Raw genomic sequence first — 16,639 nt, 5'->3', positions numbered from 1 at the left:
CATCATATTACAGAAGTACACATGTAACGCCTTTTGTGGTCGATCGCGGTCGCTCCCAAGGCTTATACTGTTGGTTCGGCATCGTCGGAGTATGAAGGTAACTGGGTACGAACTGTTCCGGGTTCCGCCGCGGTGGCTGTTCCTCAGACTCGAAACGGACGAGGGTGTAGTCGGGTGGGGTGAACCAGCCACCGAGGGGCGGGAACAGACCGTCTGTGCGGCGGTCGGCGACCTGCTCGACACGTACGTCCTGGGCGAGGATCCGCGCCGGATCGAGCGCCTCTGGCAGCGGATGTACCACGGCGAACACTCCCGTGGCGGGCCGATCCTGATGGGGGCGATCGCCTGTATCGACCAGGCGCTGTGGGACATCAACGGGCGGTACGAGGGCGTCCCGGTTTACGAGCTGCTCGGTGGCCCCGTCCGCGAGAAGATCCACGCGTACAAGTGGCTCAGCGGCGACCGCCCCGCCGAACTCGCGGATTCGGCGGCCGAGGCGGCCGAACTGGGCTTTAGCGTTGTCGAGCTGATGATCAACGTTCGACCGGCGCGGATCGAGACCCGCCACGTCCGCAAGTCGGCCGACGAACGCCTCCGCCGCGTTCGCGAGGCAGTGGGGGACGACATCGACATCGCCGTCGACTTCCGTGGGCGCGTCAGCAAACCTGTCGCTCGCCAACTCGCGGCGGTGCTGGACGACCACGATCTGATGTTCATCGAGGAGCCACTCCTCCCGGAGTACGACGACGCGCTCGGCCAACTCCGTCACCAGACGCGAACCTCGATCGCGACCGGCCAGCGGCGGTACTCACGCTGGGACTTCAAACAGGTCCTCACGGCCGGCGTCGCCGACATCGTCCAGCCGGCGATCACTCACGCGGGCGGGATCACGGAGATCCGGAAGATCGCGGACATGGCCGAGGCGTTCGATGTCCCGGTCATGCCGAAGTGCTCCGTCGGCCCGGTCGCTTTCGCCGCCGCACTCCACCTCCACATGGCCTCACAGAACCTCGTCTCGCAGGAACTGCACAACGAACTCCAGAACAGGGCGGACAACAGCTTCTACCGCTACCTCTCGAACCCCGACTACTTCGAACTCGCCGACGGGTACCTGACCGTCTCGGACACCCCCGGGCTGGGGATCGAGGTGGACGAAGCGACCGTCCGTGCGGAGGCCACGGAGGACCTCTCGTGGCACAGCCCGCTCTGGCACCACGAGGACGGAAGCGTCGCGCACTGGTAGTCGGGAACCCGGCACAAACTATTTGGAAAGATCAAACAGATTTATGAGCCGGGCGCACGTCGCCCCGAGTGTCACATGATGCCAACTGCGAAGAACCCAGTCGGAACGACGAAGAAGAGCTTCCGGGTTCTCGAACTGCTCGTGGAACTGGACGGCGCGGGTGTCTCGGAGGTCGCCGACGCGCTCTCGCTCTCGAAGGCGACGACGCATCACCACCTCACGACCCTCGAAGAGATGGGCTACGTCGTTCGATGGGACGACAAGTACCACGTCGGCTCACGGTTTCTCGCCCTCGCGGGGGCTGCACGCCGTCGGATCGGGCTGGACGACTCGGCCGTCGATATCGTCGACGAACTGGCGGCGACGACGGGTGAACGGGTCACCGTTGCTGCCTTCGAGTGTGGCTACGCCGTCGTTCTCTACACCGCCACCGGCGACCGTCCGGCCCACGATGACCTCTCCCCGGGCGACCGGCTCCCGCTTCACACCACCGCCGCGGGTAAGGCGATCTTCGCCCAACTCGACGCCGACAGCGTCGAGTCGATCTACCGGGCGTACGGGACGGAGTCGTTCACCGAGAAGACCATCACCGACCGGGACGCCCTCGGCGACGAACTCAGGATGATCCGACAGCAGGGGCTCGCGTTCACCCGTGGCGAGCACCACCCGGACCACTACGGCGTGGCGGCCCCCATCACGGCCGACGACCGACTCGTGGCCTCCCTCACGGTGTCGGGGCCGAAGGAGCGGATCGGCGGGAAGGGGCTCCAACAGGACGTCGCCGGACTGATCGTCAGCGCCGCCAAGCGGGTCCGTCACGAGCTCTGACGCCGTGTTTTGACATTTCCAAACGCTACTCGGAGAGGATCGGTCCCGACGCGACACGACGGAGTCGTGTCGTCTTCGAACGTCAGCCGATCGGCGACCTTCCTCTACGATCTTTCAATATAATGGACGAAAATGTCATACGTTCGCTCGCTTTCGTGACCCCGAACCGTTCGTCCCCCCGTTCCGGACGCGGTCGCGGAATCGACTCGACGTTCCGGCACCTGCGACCGTCTCCTCCCGATATCGTTTCACGATATCAAATATCTGCGGAACCTCGGACACGACCGACCCACAGCGATCCAGCCCTGGTTCCGTGCAGTCGATGTCTCCGACGTGACCTGAGCCTTTTCACGCCCCGGGTTCGCTCGCCTCGATTGTCGGTGGCGACCGGGACGGCAAAGTTTATTCGACGGGGTACGAATACAACGATCGATGGTTGTCCAAACCAAGCAGGAGCTCGTTCTCGGTTGCCGACTACTCGACAAGGCCGGTCTCTTCGACGAACACGGTCACCTGAGCGCGCGGCGTGACGACCCCGACCGGGTCTGGATCAACGCGTTCGCCAGCCCGGGGACGACGACGATGCGCGACTACATCGAGGTCGACCTGACGTCCACCGACTACCCCGAGAGCGCGCCCGGAGAGACGCCGATCCACACACAAGCGTTCCGGAATCGGCCCGACGTCGAGGCCGTCTGTCACCACCACGCGCCATACATGACGCTCCTCTCCAGCCTCGGGATCCCACAGCGCCCCGTCCACCCGAACGGGGTGGTGCAGGCCGACGCGTTCTCGGTCTTCGAGGACTATCACGATGAGGGCGGCATGCTGGTCACGACCGAAGCCGAGGCCCAGGATCTCGCCGACGCGCTCGGCGACGACGACGTCGTGTTGCTCCGCGGCCACGGCGCGGTCGTCGTCGGCGAGAGCGTCTCCGAGGTCGTCGCGAAATGTCTCAAGGCGGAGTACAACGCGGAACTGCTCTACAAGCAGGCGACGGTCGGCGAGCCGTGGTATCTGCCCGAACACCTCGTCGAACGGAACGTCGACAACATGCTCAGCGAGTCACAGATCGTCAAGACGCTCGACTACTACTTCACCAAACTCTAACCGCCGGCCGACCGCCGTTACGTCGTCGGCTCGATCTCTTTCGCCTCGACGATGCCGTCGATACGCAGCAGCGTCCGCACCGCCTCGACGGCGTGGGTCACCGCGTACCGCTTGACGACGAACGGCTCCCGCACGCCGGCCGCGGCCGTGTCCCCGACGGCTCCCGTCTCTACGTCGACGCCCGCCGTCTCCTGACCCGTGGCGTGTGCCGATCGGAGCGACAGGAGGACGTCCGTGGCGTCGAACCCGGCGTTGGTCGCGATCGACCGCGGGACGGTTTCGAGCGCGTCGGCGAACGCCAACGCGGCGAGCTGTTCGCGCCCGTCGACGCCGGTCGCGTCCGACCGCACGCGGGTCGCCATCGCCATCTCGGGCGCACCGCCGCCGGCCAGTATCCGGCCGTCGCTCGCAACCCGGGCGACGACCTCGATCGCGTCTGAGACGGTGTTGTCGATCTCGTCGAGGTACGCCTCGGTCTGCCCGAACAGCTGGACGGTCACGGCCCCGGGATCGGTCGTCGTCAGCGTCGTTCGGCCGTTCGCGCGGTCGTACGCGACGACGGCCTCGCTGACGGCGTCGGGGTCGAGGTCGTCGACGCTCGTCCGCGGGGGGAGTCCGAGCGCCCGCGAGAGGAACCGCATATCCGGGCCGCTCACGGTCGAGAGGCAGGTTGTCTCGCGCTTCGCGAGTCGCGACCGGACCGCGTCGTCGACGCCGCCGGTGCAGACGAGGAGATCGACTCCCAGCGCGCTGATCGCGTCGGCCAGCCCGGCCGTCCGGCTCCGCTCGGCGTCGACGAACGCCGAGAGAGTCTCGGCGTCCTCGGCGGCGATCGAGACGTCGCGGCTGGCCTCGTTCGGTGTCACCTCGTCGTCGAGCAGCGCCAGCGTGACCGCCCCGGTCGGGTGGTCGGCAGGCTCGCCCGCCGGGGCCCCCTCGATGGTCCCACCCTCGACGAGGTGCGAGTCGGCCAGGTCCCGGCCGAGCGCCGTCCGGAGCCGGATCGCGTCGAGGTCTACGTCGTAGCCGTCGGTGACTCGCTCGACGGCGTCGACGGCGAGTTCGGCGAGCGGTCCGTGCAGTTGGGTGGCGTTCGTCCCGCGGAGCGTCGTCTCGGCGACGTCGAGCGCCACCGAACGGTCGGCGATGTCGTGCGTCGTCGCGACCGCCCGCAGTCGGTCGAGCGCGACGTCGCTCGCGTGTTCGTACCCTCGGATGATCGTCGTGGGGTGGAGGCCACGCTCGCCGAGGTCAGCCGCGCGGTCGAGGAGCGCGCCGGCAAACAGGATCGTCGTCGTCGTCCCGTCGCCGGCGTTGAAGATCTGGCTGTTCGCCAGGTCGCCGATCACGCGCGCGACGGGATCGGTTAGGTGGAGGTTCCGGAGGATCGTCGCCGCGTCGTTGGTCACGGAGACGTTCCCGCCGTTGTTGACGATGAGCTTGTCTCGGCCGTACGGACCGATAGTCGTCCCGACGACGTCGACGACGTCCTGGACGCTCCGGAACACGCGGCTCCTGGCGCGATCGTCGAACCGCGCGGTGACCTCCTCGTTGAGGATCGATTCAACCGGGGATCGGGTGGATGAGTCGCTGGACATGGCTTCGAGTGGGAGCGGATCGCAAATAAGGGTATGTTTCGAGTGTCGGAACGGGTCGGTGCGCAGCGGGCGGGCTCGCCGCCTCACCGCCCTCCGATGTTGCTGAGTTCGACGTCGGTCCGCCACGCGAACGCGCGCCGTTCGATCGGCTTGAACACGCCGTACTCGATGAGCACGATGATGATGAGGAACAGCGCCGCCCACGCCCAGGCCTCCTCGTACTGGTAGACCTGGTAGGCGTGTTCGAGCTTGAATCCGATGCCGGCCGACCCGGCGAACAGTTCGGCGATGATGGTGACCTTCCAGCCGATCGCGAGCCCGAACCGGATCGCAGAGAAGATCTGCGGCGCGATGTTCGGGAGGATGATCCGCCAGAGCATCCGTGGACGCGAGATCGAGAACGCGTCGGCCATCCGGAGGAGGTCGTGGTCGATGTTCTCGACGCCCTTCCAGATGTTGATCGCGATGTAGGGGAACACGGTCAACGTCGCCGCGAGCACGGGCGTAAAGCGCAGGGTCCCGAGCGCCGTCGCGGAGTAGGTGAACACCAAGAACGTGGTCGCCGCCCACGCAAGCCCGGGGATCGACAGCCCGATGTTGACGTACGGGGTGAAGAAGTTCTGACTGTAGCTATTGATGCCCATCAGGATCCCGAGCGTCCCGCCGAGGAGCATCGCGAAGGTGAACGCCCAGAACAGCGACTGGAACGTCGTGGCGATGTGTATCCACCCGGTCCCGTCGGCGACCAGTCCCCACGCCAGAAGCAGCGTCTCCGAGGGCGTCGGCAGTAGCTCGCGCGGGAACTGCATCGCGAGCACGGACCAGAGCGCGAACCCGACCGCAATGCCGATCACTCGCGCGAAGCCGCCGGTCAGCAGCGACTCGAGGTCGCCGGAGAGGATCTGAACGTTGAACCGGCCGAGTTTCGACTTGCTCGCCATCTTACTCCTCGTCGATCGAGTGGAACGTGTCGATCGCCTTCTGGCGGAACCGGAGGAACTCGTCGGTGTCGACACGCCGCGGCCGTTCGAGCGGTACTTCGAGGTCGCCGTAGATCCGCCCCTCGCCGAGCATCAACAGCCGGTCGGCGAGCTGGATCGCCTCCGTCATGTCGTGGGTGACGAAGAAGACCGTCTTGTTGAGCTCCGACCAGATGCTGATGAGCTCCGTCCGGAGCTCCTCGGCGGTGATCTCGTCGAGGTTGCTGAACGGCTCGTCCATCAGCAGCACCTCGGGGTCCACGCTCAGCGCCCGCGCGATACCGACCCGTTGCTGCTGGCCGCCGGAGAGCTGCCCCGGGAACTTGTTGTAGTGGCCCGACAGCCCGACGAGGTCGAGGTACTTCCGCCCGGCGTCGTCGTCGTAGTCGGGGTTCCCCTCGTTGACGAACTCGATGTTCTGGAGGTTCGTGTCCCACGGCATCAGCCGCGGCGACTGGAAGACGTGACCGAGCGTGACGTCTCCGGTGCCGTCGGCCGTCTCGAACCGGACCTGTCCGGCCGTGGGTTCGAGGATCCCGCTGACGATGTTCAGCATCGTCGACTTCCCGCTCCCCGACTTCCCGAGGAGGCAGACGAAACTGCTCGGTTCGATGTCGACGTTGATGTCCTCGAAGACCAGCTCGCGGCCCTCCGAGGTGTCGAACTCCTTGGTCAGGCCCTCGATGTGAATCGAGCCTGCTGTCTCCGATGTGATTGTGCCGTCGACCGTCGTATCGATCGTTTCTGAACTCATGTTAGGACCACCCGATGGAGTTGTCCTGCCGCCAGGCGAAGACGCGTTTCTCGATCTGTGCGAGTACCCCGTACTCCAAGAAGAGCAGGAAGATGGTGAAGAAGACGACCCACGACATGACGCCGGCGAGGTCGAGCACCCGCATCTCGAACCGGATCATAAAGCCGATCCCCTCCTCCGCGGCAATGTACTCGGCGAGGCTGGCGATCTTCCAGCTCAGCGCCAGCGCGTACCGAATGCCGGCGAACCAGTCGGGAAGCACCGACTGGACGATGACACGGCGGATCACGCGCAACCGCGACACGCCAAAGGCACTGGACATCGCCAGCAGGTCATTGTCGATGTTGTTGATGCCGCCGTACACGTTCATCGCGAGATAGGGCGTCGCAACGATCGCGGCCGCTGCCGCGGGCGTCGTCGACCCCAGCCCGAACCACATCGCCGAGAAGATCGCCACGAACAGCGAGGGGATGGCGATCCCGATCGTGAGGTAGTCCTGGAACGCCTTCTCCCAGAAGTCCCACCAGCCGACGACGATGCCGAGCACCGTCCCGGCGACGAGCGCGATCCCGAAGCCGTAGGCGACGTGGGTGAGGCTGGCGATCCAGTGTTCGACCCACACCATGCTCACGAGCAGTTCGTACGTCGCAGCGACGACCTCGCCGGGGGAGACGAACGCCTCGGCGAACGTCGGGAGCGCGGCGTACAGCAGTTGCCAGACCAACACGAGCACGAAGATGGACTCGAGGAATACCACCCCTCGATGTTCCAGCAGCACGTCTGGCACGACGTTGACGACGCGATTCGGTGTCTGTGTACTCATGCTACTCGGCTGTGATCTGGCGGTACTCGAGGTTCTCCTCCCAGCCCTCCGTCAGGAACCCGACGTCCTGGGCCGTGCGGAGGAAGTTCTTGTCCTCCTCGACGAACTGATCCGTGAGCTCGATGTCCTCGTAGACGACCGGGAGTTCGTTGTCCAGCGAGAGGTTGATCCCCCAGTCGAGGACGTACTGGGCCTGATCCATGTTCTCGAGGCCCAGCTGGTTGAGGTGTTCGTCGTCGCCCTCGATCCGTCCGATCGGGTCCTCGTACAGCCACGTGAGTCCGTCGCTGAACGCTCGGACGATCCCCCGCGGCGAGCCGGGGTACTGCGAGGCGTAGTCCTGCGAGCAGGTCCAGGAGTTGAGCTGTGGCGCGTTGAACCCTTCGAGATCCGCGACGATGCTCCCGCAGCCGTAGAGACTGGTCACCGTCGGCTCCTCGTCGTTGTACTCCGCCGGTGCCATGAACGGCGACGCGCCGTGGATCGGGGAACTCGTCCCCATGGCCACGTCGCCGTTCTCGACGAGCGGGGGAACGGCCGAGTACTCGGCCGTTCTGATGTTCTCGAAGTCGCTCGACTCGTCGTCGGTGAACGTGTAGCCGAACGCCTCCTGGACGACCATCGGCATCATGATTCCGGTGCCGCCACCCCAGCCACCGAGCGCGAAGACGTCCTGTTGTTCGGCCAGCCGATCCATCGACGCCTGCGGGCTCCCGGAGTTCGCCGGGTCGTACGGCCCGCCCTTCTCGCCGACCACCTGCATGATCTGGGGCGCGAGGTTCGCGTTGACCGCAAGCGGGATGTCCCGCTCGCCGGCAAGCTTCGCGGCCTCCAGCGACCCGAACGTCTCGAAGTCCGCCCCGCCGGAGGTGAAGATGGCCGCACCCTCCCAGCTCCGGGAGACCTCTACCTCGAGGTCCTCGTCGGAGAAGTAGTCGCTGAGGATCTCGGTGTCGTTCGCCAGGTAGTCCATGATGATCCCCTGGAAGCCGGTCGGCGCGAGCAGCAACCGGACCGTCGTCCGTGACTCCTGGCTCCCACTGGAGTCGCCACCGTTCCCGCCGTCACCGCCGCTGCCGCCGTCACCGCCGCTGCCGCCGTCACCGCTCCCGCCGTCGCCACCGCTGTCGGGGCTGCTCGTACATCCGGCCGCCGCCCCGAGAACCCCTGCACTGGCCACCGCGCCCGCCTTCATCAGCTTCCGTCGCTTCCAGCTCTCGTTCGCGTCGCCGTCGACTGTCTCGTTCGATTCGGTCAGAGAGGCCTCACTGCCGCGTGGGCTGTCACTATCTGCCATACAAGGACTCACACTCACTATCATTACATAAAACTTGGTATAATGTACGCCCTGTTCTGCCCCAATCGGGCCGCTGGAACCCGCTACGCGTAACTCTGACTCGCTCCCGAGTAACTACTCTCGCCACCCGGTCGCGAGCGGGCGTGTCGGGTCCGACACTGCCGGCGTGAGCGGAACATTTATCAACGGTCGTACGTAGCATTGCCACACGCCATCATGCTACGCACAGTGCTCAACCTCGGCATCATCCTACTCGTCGGCGTCGTGTTGTTCGTCGCCTTCCAGCAGGCGTACACGCCGAACACCGCGAAGATCATCGCGTTCGGCTACTTCCTGCTCACGCTCAGACTGTACGAACTCCTCGACGACCTCTGGGAGCGCTTCTCGGGGCCGTCGGCGGCGCTGCCGAACTGATCGGTCACTTTCACTCGGTCGTTCTCGCGACGACGTACGCGATGGCCGGCGAGACGACGAATAGTCCGAACGCTACCAGCGGCTCGGAAACCCCGAACGGGAGCGCCTCGCTGTAGGCCCCCGCGAGGATGAGGAGGTCGAGGAAGACGGTCGTCACGAGGAACCGGCCCGAGGAGAGTCGGTCGTTCATCGGCATCGGCCGTTTCGATGTCGCTCGCGCACCGGTGATGCGTCCGTTCTGTGTGTTTCGGCCCGCATACCCTCATCTGGCGACTCCGTTGATTAATAGTTGTGGTCCGCGGATCGATCCTTCGCAACCGGGTGCCGGTCCGGCAGGTCACGGCGCCGATCGAGCCCGGACTGGCCCGGTGCTGTGAAACCAGCAACCGTTTCTGAATACACCGCATTTATATACTGTAAACGAATCGAGAGTGGTATGCGACGCGTGAGATTCAGAGACGAGGCTGGCTCAAATCGGGTTGGAACACTGACCGAAGACGGAATCGAGTTCGGTGGCCAACTGTACAACCCCGAGGACGTGACGTATCTGCCCCCGACCGAGCCGAGCAAGATCGTCTGCGTGGGATGGAACTACCTCGAACACGCCGCGGAGAAAGACGTTGAACTCCCCGATAGACCGTCGCTGTTTCTGAAACCGCCGAACGCCCTCGCCGCTCACGGCGACACGGTAACCCTTCCCTCCGGCAAGGACCTCGTCGAGTACGAGGCGGAACTGGGTGTGATCATCGACCGACACTGCCGGAACGTCGCCGAGGAGGACGCGATGGACGTCATCAGAGGGTTCACCTGTGTGAACGACATCTCGAACCGCGACGACCAGAACGTCGAGCAGAACTGGGTCCGCGGCAAGGCGTTCGACAACTCCGCACCCATGGGGCCCGTCATGGCAACGCCGGAGCACGTGCCTGACGATGCACGCGTCACCTCACGAGTCAACGGCGAGACGCGGCAGGACTCGTCGATCGAACACCTGATCTTCTCGATCCCCGAACTCGTCGCGGAGATCACCTCGTACGTGACGCTCGAACCGGGCGACGTCGTTTCGACGGGCACCCCGGAAGGTGTCGGGCCGCTCTCCGACGGCGACCACGTCGAGATCGAGGTCGAGGGTGTCGGCACGCTCGAACACGACATCCGTGTCGTCTGAGCGGTCGATTCGACCGTACACGGCCCTGGTCTCGTCTCGGTCCGCCCTCACCCGAGGCTAGAGGCTCCACCGTCAGCAGTAGTGCTCCCGATCGTCGGCGACGTGTGACGGGCCGAGTGAGTCGGTTGCGAGCCTCTGATTCCGTAGTCCGAACTAAAGTAATTAGACAACTCGTTCCCGTGGTGCCGTCGATCGCTGTGTTCGAATTCCGACGCTCAACCCGCCGAGAGTCGACATATTGTCGCTCTCTACTGAACCGAGCTGCTCGTTCGAACTATTTTTCTTCGCTACGGAAACGGCACAGTCAAATAAACAAAGACATAAAAACGGATTAAAAATTTCTCTTTTTGACGACCGATATCGTTCTGGTTATGCGACTTCAATCATCCACTGTTGTCATCATCGAATAGTGTAACTGATTATGTCGAAATGGTTCTTTCGAGTCCGGTTCGAGGCGCATCCCTGCTGCACCGGCGGTGCACCCGCTCACGACGGGAAAGTGAGTCCGTCCTGACTTCGATCAAAACAGTAATTGACGGCCGTTGGGTGCCGCGGCGTGGGTTCGTGGGGTTACTTGCCGCGGCGTCGGCTCGCGCCCTGGCTCGGGCGCACGTGCTCCGTGCCTTTCCCGCGGTTGGTGAGCCCGCGGTTGGCTTTGCCGGCGTTGGTCAGTCCGCGGAAGGCGCGGCCTCGGTGGCTGTCGTCGCAGATCCAGTTGAGGTCCGCGTCGTTCTCGATCGCGGGGTGTTCGGGATCCACGAGGATGATCTCGTGCCACTTCTGTGAGCCGTCCTCACCGACCCAGTAGGAGTTGAGCACGCGCATGTTGGGGTGTTTGCGCGCGGCGCGCTCCTCGGCGATCCGCTGGATGTTCTTGCGGCGGCCGATGCGGTTGACGCCCTGGCGCTTCGAGCGGCGGCCGGCCTTGTGTCGCTGTTTGCGGGCGTTCCCTTTGCGGACGGCGACGCGTACGACTGTGATGCCCTGCTTGGCCTTGTAGCCGAGTTCGCGCGCTTTGTCCAGTCTGGTAGGGCGGTCGATGCGGACGATCGCACCCTGGTCGCGCCACTCCTGTTTTCGCTGCCACTGTAGCTCGGCGAGTTTCCCCTCCTTCGGGGTCCGCCAGGCTTCCTTGATGTGTGAGTAGAAGCTTCGTGCCATGTTGTCACCGCGGGCGCTTGCGATTCGACGTCGGCTCTCGCCTCCCGGAGACGTGGTGTCTCCCCCGTCACATTTCGTCCCGTGCCGCGTTCGGGCGGTCGCGGGTGCCCACTGGCGTCCCGCAGACCAGCGAGTTACCGTGAGTTCCGTGGTGACGGTGTTAAGAACTTCGAAACCGCCGCTCGGCGCGCTTGCTACCGTGTCTCTCGGGACCACGGCCGCGTCACTCTCGTCGCGACCGCGGCAAAGGGAGACACTGCACGACCCGGCACGGAGGGGGGAGGCGTCAGCGGGCCCGCGGCGTGTCGTCGGGCAGACGCGTCAGCGGGGTGCGACGGACTCGAGCCACTCGGTGACCGACCGGCCGCCGTCCGTGAGGGTGACGCCACCGCCATCGGAGAGACGAACGAGGTCAGCCTGGTCGAGCCTCGGGAGCACCAGGTGGTGCAACTCGACCGCGGTTCGGCGCTCGCTCTCGTCGTCGTCGGTGATCGTCGCCGCGAGCGACTCGCAATCGGTCGCTCCGTCCCGTCCGTGGAGCGCGTGGAGCACGCGGCGGCGCTGACGCTCCGTGAGCACGCCGAACAGTTCGCCGGGCGTCAGGCCCGTCTCGGCTGTCGGAAGCGGCGTGTGTGACGGCGGGGCATTGGAGGACATAGTGACTCTCACTCGATCGGTACGGTCCGGATCAGCATGAACGAACGGGTAAACTAGTTAGCCTTTCCCGTCCCGTACAGCACGTCGAGCACCTGTCGTTCCGCGAGACCGAGGTGTTTGTGGAACGTCGGCGGCGTGATGTCCATCGTCGACGACAGCGCCTCGCCGTCGGTCGTCCGGGGCCACTCGAAGTAGCCGCCGAAGTACGCGAGTTCGAGCGCGGTCCGTTGCCGTTCGGTGAGGCGCTCTTGGACCGTCGAGCCGAACGTCGCCGGGGATCGCGTGTCGCGGTTCGTCGTCCGCTGGGCACGCAGATCGAGGTCGGGATGGGTCGTCGTGACCGCCCCGACGGCCTCGCGGACGTTCCCCGGCGGCAGGTCGACCGTACAGCGCAACTCACCGCCGTCGAGCGAGAGCGATCGAACCCGCCCGTCGAACCGCCTGAACTGCGGCCCGAGCGCCGACTCCGTGGTCTGTAGCTCCACGCGGTAGCCGTCGCTGTGGCTGTCGAGCACCCGGGCGCGCTCGACGGCCGGGAACGACTCCGCCGCCTCGACGAACGCCTCCGACGGGACTCCCTCGACGCTGTAGTGGCTGACGTACGTGTCGTCGCCGACGGGCACGACGTTGTCGGCGACGAACTCGAACGACGCGTCGGGACCGACGGCGCGCGTGAACGGCTCGGCGAGCGCCCCCGAGCCGAACTCGAGCGTCGCCACGCTGTCGTTGACGAGGACGTCCTTTCGCTCGACGGCGCTGACCGCGAGTCCGACCGCGTTCCCGAACTCGACGAGCAGCGACTGTTCGCGCCCCTCGAACCCGTCTTCGCGGTCGGTCCGGAGGACGAGCGCGCCAAAGCTCCGCTCGTCGTAGACCAGTTCGACGGCCGCCGTGGCCCCCTCGACGGCGACGCTCCGCTCGCCGCTCGTCGCCTCGGCCACGAGTTCCGGGACGCCCGCGCGCCAGCCGCCGGCCGTCCACGTGTCGCCGTCGGGCGTCGTGACCGCGTCGGCGTCCCAGCGCACCGGCCCGAGCGCGGCCGTCCGGTACGGCTCGCCGTCGCTGAGCCGGTCGCAGACCGCCCGTTCGATGCCGTCACGCGTCTCTGCGCGGATGACGCCGCGGAGGGCGTCGAACACCCGGAGCGCGCTCCGGGTGAAGCGTTCGAACCGGTCGCGTTGCTCCTGTAGGATCGCCTCGTGTCGCTTCCGCTCGGTGACGTCGCGGACGACCGCGACGCGTTCGTACTCGTCGTCGGCCTCCAGCAGGGCGAACGTCGCCTCCGCCGGGAACGCGTCCCCGTCGCCGCCCGTCAACTCCGCCTCCAGCGTGGCCTGGTCGCACTCGCCGCTCACGAGCGCCCTCTCGAGTTCCTTCGCGGCCGTCCGGACGTCGTCGTCGACGAGGCGAGAGACGTGCGAGCCGAGCAGTTCCGCGCGGGGAACGCCCGTCATCCGGACGTACGCCTCGTTCACGAGGGTCAGCTCCCCGTCGGGGTCGACTGCGTAGACGCCGTCGCTGAGCGTCTCGAACACCGTCTCGTACCGTTCCAGCTCGCGTTCGCGCTCGCGTCGGTCGACAGCGCTCGCCAGCAGCGCGGCGACGCTGCGGACGAAGTCGGCGTCCCGCTCGGTGAACTCCCGCGCGACCGTGTCGTGCGCCCCCAGAATCCCCCACGGCTCTGCCGGCGAGCCGATGATCACGCTGATCCCGCTTTCGACGCCGTGGTCCGTGAGCAGGGCGGGCCCGGTGAAGCGCGTCTCGGTCGACAGCTCCGCGACGCGGACCGGTTCGCGTCGTTGCAGTGTGTACCCCGCCTGCGAGTTCGTGTCCGACGGGACGGTCGCCGTGCCGACGACGCCGTCGTCCCAGCCGACGCCCGCCCGCAGGTGGAGTCGGTCCGCCGTCGGATCGAGGTCGAGCACCTTGGAGTAGGCGGTGTCGAGGGTGTCGGCGACCGTCTCGCAGACGTGGCACATGAACCCGTCGACGTCGGTGGTGGCTAATGCGCGCTGGCCGAGTTGCGCCACGACCCGTTGCTGGTGGATCCGGTCGCGGAGCTCCCGTTCGCGACGGATCCGCTCCGTGACGTCTCGGAAGTACACGGAGAGCCCCGTCTCGGAGGGGTACGCTTCGACGGCGAAACTGGTGTCCAGCGGGGGGTAGTGCTCCTCGAACGACACGGACGTCTGCGTCCGCATCGCGCGACGGTACTCCCCCTCGAAGGTGGAGTCGACCGCCTCGGGGAACTGCTCCCACACCGACTCGCCGACGAGCTCGTTCGCCGCCCGCCCGAGGAGCTGTTCGGCCTGTTCGTTGAGGTAGGTGAACTGCCAGTCGGTGTCGACGGCGAAGAACGCGTCCGTGATCCGCTGGTACACCTCCTCGCTCGCTTTCGGAGCCCACCAGATCCTGGCACGCGCGCCGACCTTCTTCGTCTCCACGGCGCCGGACTCGGCCAACGACGTGAGGTGTTTGTGGGCGGTTCGCCGCACGCAGCCGACCGTCTCGGCGACTTCGCTCGCGGTCATCGGTTCGCCACGGCTCGCACGGAGACACTGGAGGGCCGCCTCAGTGGCGCTGTCGCCGTCCATACTAGCGTGGTGAACCGACGCGACCTAAGTGTTCCCTCGAAGGAACGAGGTCGGTCGGGGCGCTTATTCGGCTCGCCGCGGTAGTGAGTCGGATGACAGATAGTCCGTCCGACGGTGCGCCCGCGGACGACGCGTCCGACGACCTGAAACCCCACCAACGGCGCGTCGACGGCCGCGGGGTCTACGACGAGCGCAACCGCGTCAACGACCTCACCGGCCGGGAGTGGAAGTACGCGACCAAATCCGTCATCGCCGAGTCGTATCCGCCCGACGTGCAACACGACCTCCGAAGCGAACACGGCGGACAGAAGCCGCCCAGGCTCTGTATGGATCTCATCGAGCGGTTCAGCAAGGCGGGCGACCGCGTCCTAGACCCCTTCGCCGGCGTCGGCGGGACGCTGCTCGGGGCGAGCCTCGCCGCCTACGAGAGCACCGGCCGCCGGGAAGCGATCGGCTTCGAGCGCGTGGGCCGATGGGTCGACCTCTACCACGACGTGCTGGACCGCGAGAACCGCGAGCGCCGCGGCGCCGGGAAGGGGACGCTCGCCACCCAGGAGTTGCGCCACGGGGACTGTGCCGAACTCGTCGATTACCTCGACGCCGACAGCGTCGACCTCCTGCTGACCGACGTTCCGTACTGGTCGATGGACACGGTCGAACAGACGCGCAACCCCGACCGGACGAGAGAGAGCAAACTCGGACAGTTCGACGCCGACGCTGCCGCCGACCCCACGTCGAAGGACGAGTGGCTCGCGGATATGGCCTCGAAGTTCGAAACGTTTCGGCGAGTGCTCCGCGAGGGCGCGTACGTGCTCGTCTTCATCGGTGACATGTACCGCGACTCCTCATTTCACTTCCTCGCCGCCGATCTCGCGCGGGAACTCGAATCGACGGGGCTCACGCTGAAGGCCGACCTGATCTGGTACGATCCCGCCAAGTCGCTCCACGTCTACGGCTACCCGTTCGCGTTCGTCCCGTCGATGGTCCACCAGCACGTCCTCGTCCTCCGCGAGGAGTAACCCCTCGGTGGCCGCGGCTACTGGCGGTGACCGAGTTCGTCCAGGTTCTCCGCGAGGACGCCCGCCGACTCCACGAACGCCGCCCGTTCGTCCGCCGAGAGGTCGTGCTCGACGACGTTCCGGACACCGTCGCGGTTGACCACACAGGGGACGCTCGCGTACACGTCGTCGACACCGTACTCCCCGTCGAGGTGGGTCGAGACGGTCAGGATCGAGTTCTCGTCGCGGAGGATCGCCTCGACGATCTCGGTCGTGGCCAGCGCGATGGCGTAGTTCGTCGCCCCCTTCCGCTCGATGATCTCGTACGCGGCCTCCCTGACCTCTCGCTCCATCTCCGCTTTGTCGACCTCCGAGAGGCCCCCACAGTGGGCCTCGGCGTACGTCTCGAACGGCACGCCCGCCACGTTCGTCGAGTCCCAGAGCATCACTTCGCTGTCGCCGTGCTCCCCGACGACGTAGCCGTGGACGTTCTTCGGATCGACGTCACACACCCTGCTCATGACGTGTCTGAACCGCGACGTGTCGAGGACCGTCCCCGACCCGATGACGCGTTCCGTCGGCAGGTCCGACACGGTCCACGAGACGTACGACAGCACGTCGACGGGGTTCGTCACGATCAGGAGGATACTGTCGTCGGCGAGTTCCGCCGTGATCTGCGGGATCATCTCCTCGAAGATGCCCGCGTTGCGCTCCAGCAGGTCGAGGCGACTCTCGCCCGGGCGCTGGTTCGTCCCTGCCGTGACGACCACCACGTCGGCATCCCGGCAGTCGTCGTAGTCCCCGGTCGTGATGTCCACCGGGGGAGTGAAGTACGCCCCGTGGCTGAGGTCCATCCGCTCGCCTTCGGCCTTCTCCTCGTCGATGTCGACGAGCACGAGTTCGCTCGCGACGCCGCTGCTCATCAGCGAGAACGCGGTCGCCGCGCCGACGCTTCCGACGCCCACTACTGCGACTTTTCCGCGCGTCCGTCTGGTCGACATACTGTTACTCGCC

General features: G+C 66.0%; 16 protein-coding genes. 6 read left to right on the top strand and 10 right to left on the bottom strand.

Annotation, left to right across the window (positions count from 1 at the left end; translation table 11 throughout):
- Nucleotides 1–91: 91 nt before the first annotated feature.
- The 3 genes from dgoD to NKJ07_RS12465 all read left to right on the top strand — a co-directional run bounded on the left by dgoD (nt 92) and on the right by NKJ07_RS12465 (nt 3,181).
- Complete coding sequence (dgoD, locus tag NKJ07_RS12475) at nt 92–1,243, top strand: galactonate dehydratase (protein ID WP_318567146.1); 1,152 nt, start codon at nt 92–94, stop codon at nt 1,241–1,243.
- A gap of 75 nt (nt 1,244–1,318) precedes the next feature.
- On the top strand, nt 1,319–2,071 hold the full coding sequence (locus tag NKJ07_RS12470; protein WP_318567145.1) for an IclR family transcriptional regulator: 753 nt from the start codon (nt 1,319–1,321) through the stop codon (nt 2,069–2,071).
- Between the two features lie 432 nt (nt 2,072–2,503).
- Complete coding sequence (locus NKJ07_RS12465) at nt 2,504–3,181, top strand: class II aldolase/adducin family protein (RefSeq protein ID WP_318567144.1); 678 nt, start codon at nt 2,504–2,506, stop codon at nt 3,179–3,181.
- Nucleotides 3,182–3,198: 17 nt separating this feature from the next.
- Here NKJ07_RS12465 and NKJ07_RS12460 read toward each other — a convergent pair whose 3' ends face one another.
- From NKJ07_RS12460 to NKJ07_RS12440, 5 genes are all read right to left on the bottom strand, one after another.
- Nucleotides 3,199–4,779, bottom strand: coding sequence for a TCP-1/cpn60 chaperonin family protein (locus NKJ07_RS12460; RefSeq protein WP_318567143.1), 1,581 nt, complete (start codon nt 4,777–4,779; stop codon nt 3,199–3,201).
- Nucleotides 4,780–4,862: 83 nt separating this feature from the next.
- Nucleotides 4,863–5,720 carry an ABC transporter permease gene (locus NKJ07_RS12455; RefSeq protein WP_318567142.1) on the bottom strand — a complete coding sequence of 286 codons (858 nt, stop codon included), beginning with the start codon at nt 5,718–5,720 and terminating at the stop codon, nt 4,863–4,865.
- 1 nt (nt 5,721) lies between these two features.
- Nucleotides 5,722–6,513 (bottom strand): ABC transporter ATP-binding protein, encoded by a 792-nt coding sequence (locus tag NKJ07_RS12450; protein ID WP_318567141.1) that lies wholly within the window; start codon nt 6,511–6,513, stop codon nt 5,722–5,724.
- A 1-nt stretch (nt 6,514) separates the two neighbouring features.
- The gene (locus NKJ07_RS12445) at nt 6,515–7,336 is read right to left on the bottom strand and encodes an ABC transporter permease (protein WP_318567140.1); all 822 of its coding nucleotides are present in this window, start codon (nt 7,334–7,336) and stop codon (nt 6,515–6,517) included.
- Nucleotide 7,337: 1 nt separating this feature from the next.
- Nucleotides 7,338–8,633, bottom strand: a complete 1,296-nt coding sequence (locus NKJ07_RS12440) for a hypothetical protein (RefSeq protein ID WP_318567139.1) — start codon at nt 8,631–8,633, stop codon at nt 7,338–7,340.
- A gap of 216 nt (nt 8,634–8,849) precedes the next feature.
- On the opposite strand from NKJ07_RS12440, the gene NKJ07_RS12435 reads away from it, so the two are divergent.
- A complete protein-coding gene (locus NKJ07_RS12435; RefSeq protein ID WP_318567138.1) occupies nt 8,850–9,047 on the top strand; it encodes a hypothetical protein in 198 nt (65 codons plus the stop codon).
- Between the two features lie 10 nt (nt 9,048–9,057).
- Here the strand turns inward: NKJ07_RS12435 and NKJ07_RS12430 are convergent, their stop codons facing one another.
- Nucleotides 9,058–9,243, bottom strand: a complete 186-nt coding sequence (locus tag NKJ07_RS12430) for a hypothetical protein (RefSeq protein ID WP_318567137.1) — start codon at nt 9,241–9,243, stop codon at nt 9,058–9,060.
- Between the two features lie 240 nt (nt 9,244–9,483).
- On the opposite strand from NKJ07_RS12430, the gene NKJ07_RS12425 reads away from it, so the two are divergent.
- A complete protein-coding gene (locus NKJ07_RS12425; protein WP_318567136.1) occupies nt 9,484–10,215 on the top strand; it encodes a fumarylacetoacetate hydrolase family protein in 732 nt (243 codons plus the stop codon).
- Nucleotides 10,216–10,785: 570 nt separating this feature from the next.
- On the opposite strand, the gene NKJ07_RS12420 is transcribed toward NKJ07_RS12425, so the two are convergent.
- The 3 genes from NKJ07_RS12420 to NKJ07_RS12410 form a co-directional block, all read right to left on the bottom strand.
- Nucleotides 10,786–11,376: a 50S ribosomal protein L15e gene (locus NKJ07_RS12420; protein ID WP_318567135.1), complete on the bottom strand. Its 591-nt coding sequence runs from the start codon at nt 11,374–11,376 to the stop codon at nt 10,786–10,788.
- Between the two features lie 321 nt (nt 11,377–11,697).
- Nucleotides 11,698–12,033, bottom strand: coding sequence for a DUF7344 domain-containing protein (locus NKJ07_RS12415; RefSeq protein WP_318567134.1), 336 nt, complete (start codon nt 12,031–12,033; stop codon nt 11,698–11,700).
- Between the two features lie 53 nt (nt 12,034–12,086).
- On the bottom strand, nt 12,087–14,627 hold the full coding sequence (locus tag NKJ07_RS12410) for a PAS domain S-box protein (RefSeq protein ID WP_318567133.1): 2,541 nt from the start codon (nt 14,625–14,627) through the stop codon (nt 12,087–12,089).
- Nucleotides 14,628–14,719: 92 nt separating this feature from the next.
- Here NKJ07_RS12410 and NKJ07_RS12405 point away from each other — a divergent pair, with 92 nt between their 5' ends.
- On the top strand, nt 14,720–15,646 hold the full coding sequence (locus NKJ07_RS12405; protein WP_318567132.1) for a DNA methyltransferase: 927 nt from the start codon (nt 14,720–14,722) through the stop codon (nt 15,644–15,646).
- A gap of 17 nt (nt 15,647–15,663) precedes the next feature.
- Here the strand turns inward: NKJ07_RS12405 and NKJ07_RS12400 are convergent, their stop codons facing one another.
- The gene (locus NKJ07_RS12400; RefSeq protein WP_318567131.1) at nt 15,664–16,626 is read right to left on the bottom strand and encodes an L-lactate dehydrogenase; all 963 of its coding nucleotides are present in this window, start codon (nt 16,624–16,626) and stop codon (nt 15,664–15,666) included.
- Between the last annotated feature and the right edge of the window lie 13 nt (nt 16,627–16,639).

It is taken from the genome of Salinigranum marinum (genome assembly GCF_024228675.1).
GTDB classification, from domain to species: domain Archaea; phylum Halobacteriota; class Halobacteria; order Halobacteriales; family Haloferacaceae; genus Salinigranum; species Salinigranum marinum.
Note: the sequence above shows the minus strand (reverse complement) of the source record. Positions and strands in the feature narration are given on the sequence as shown.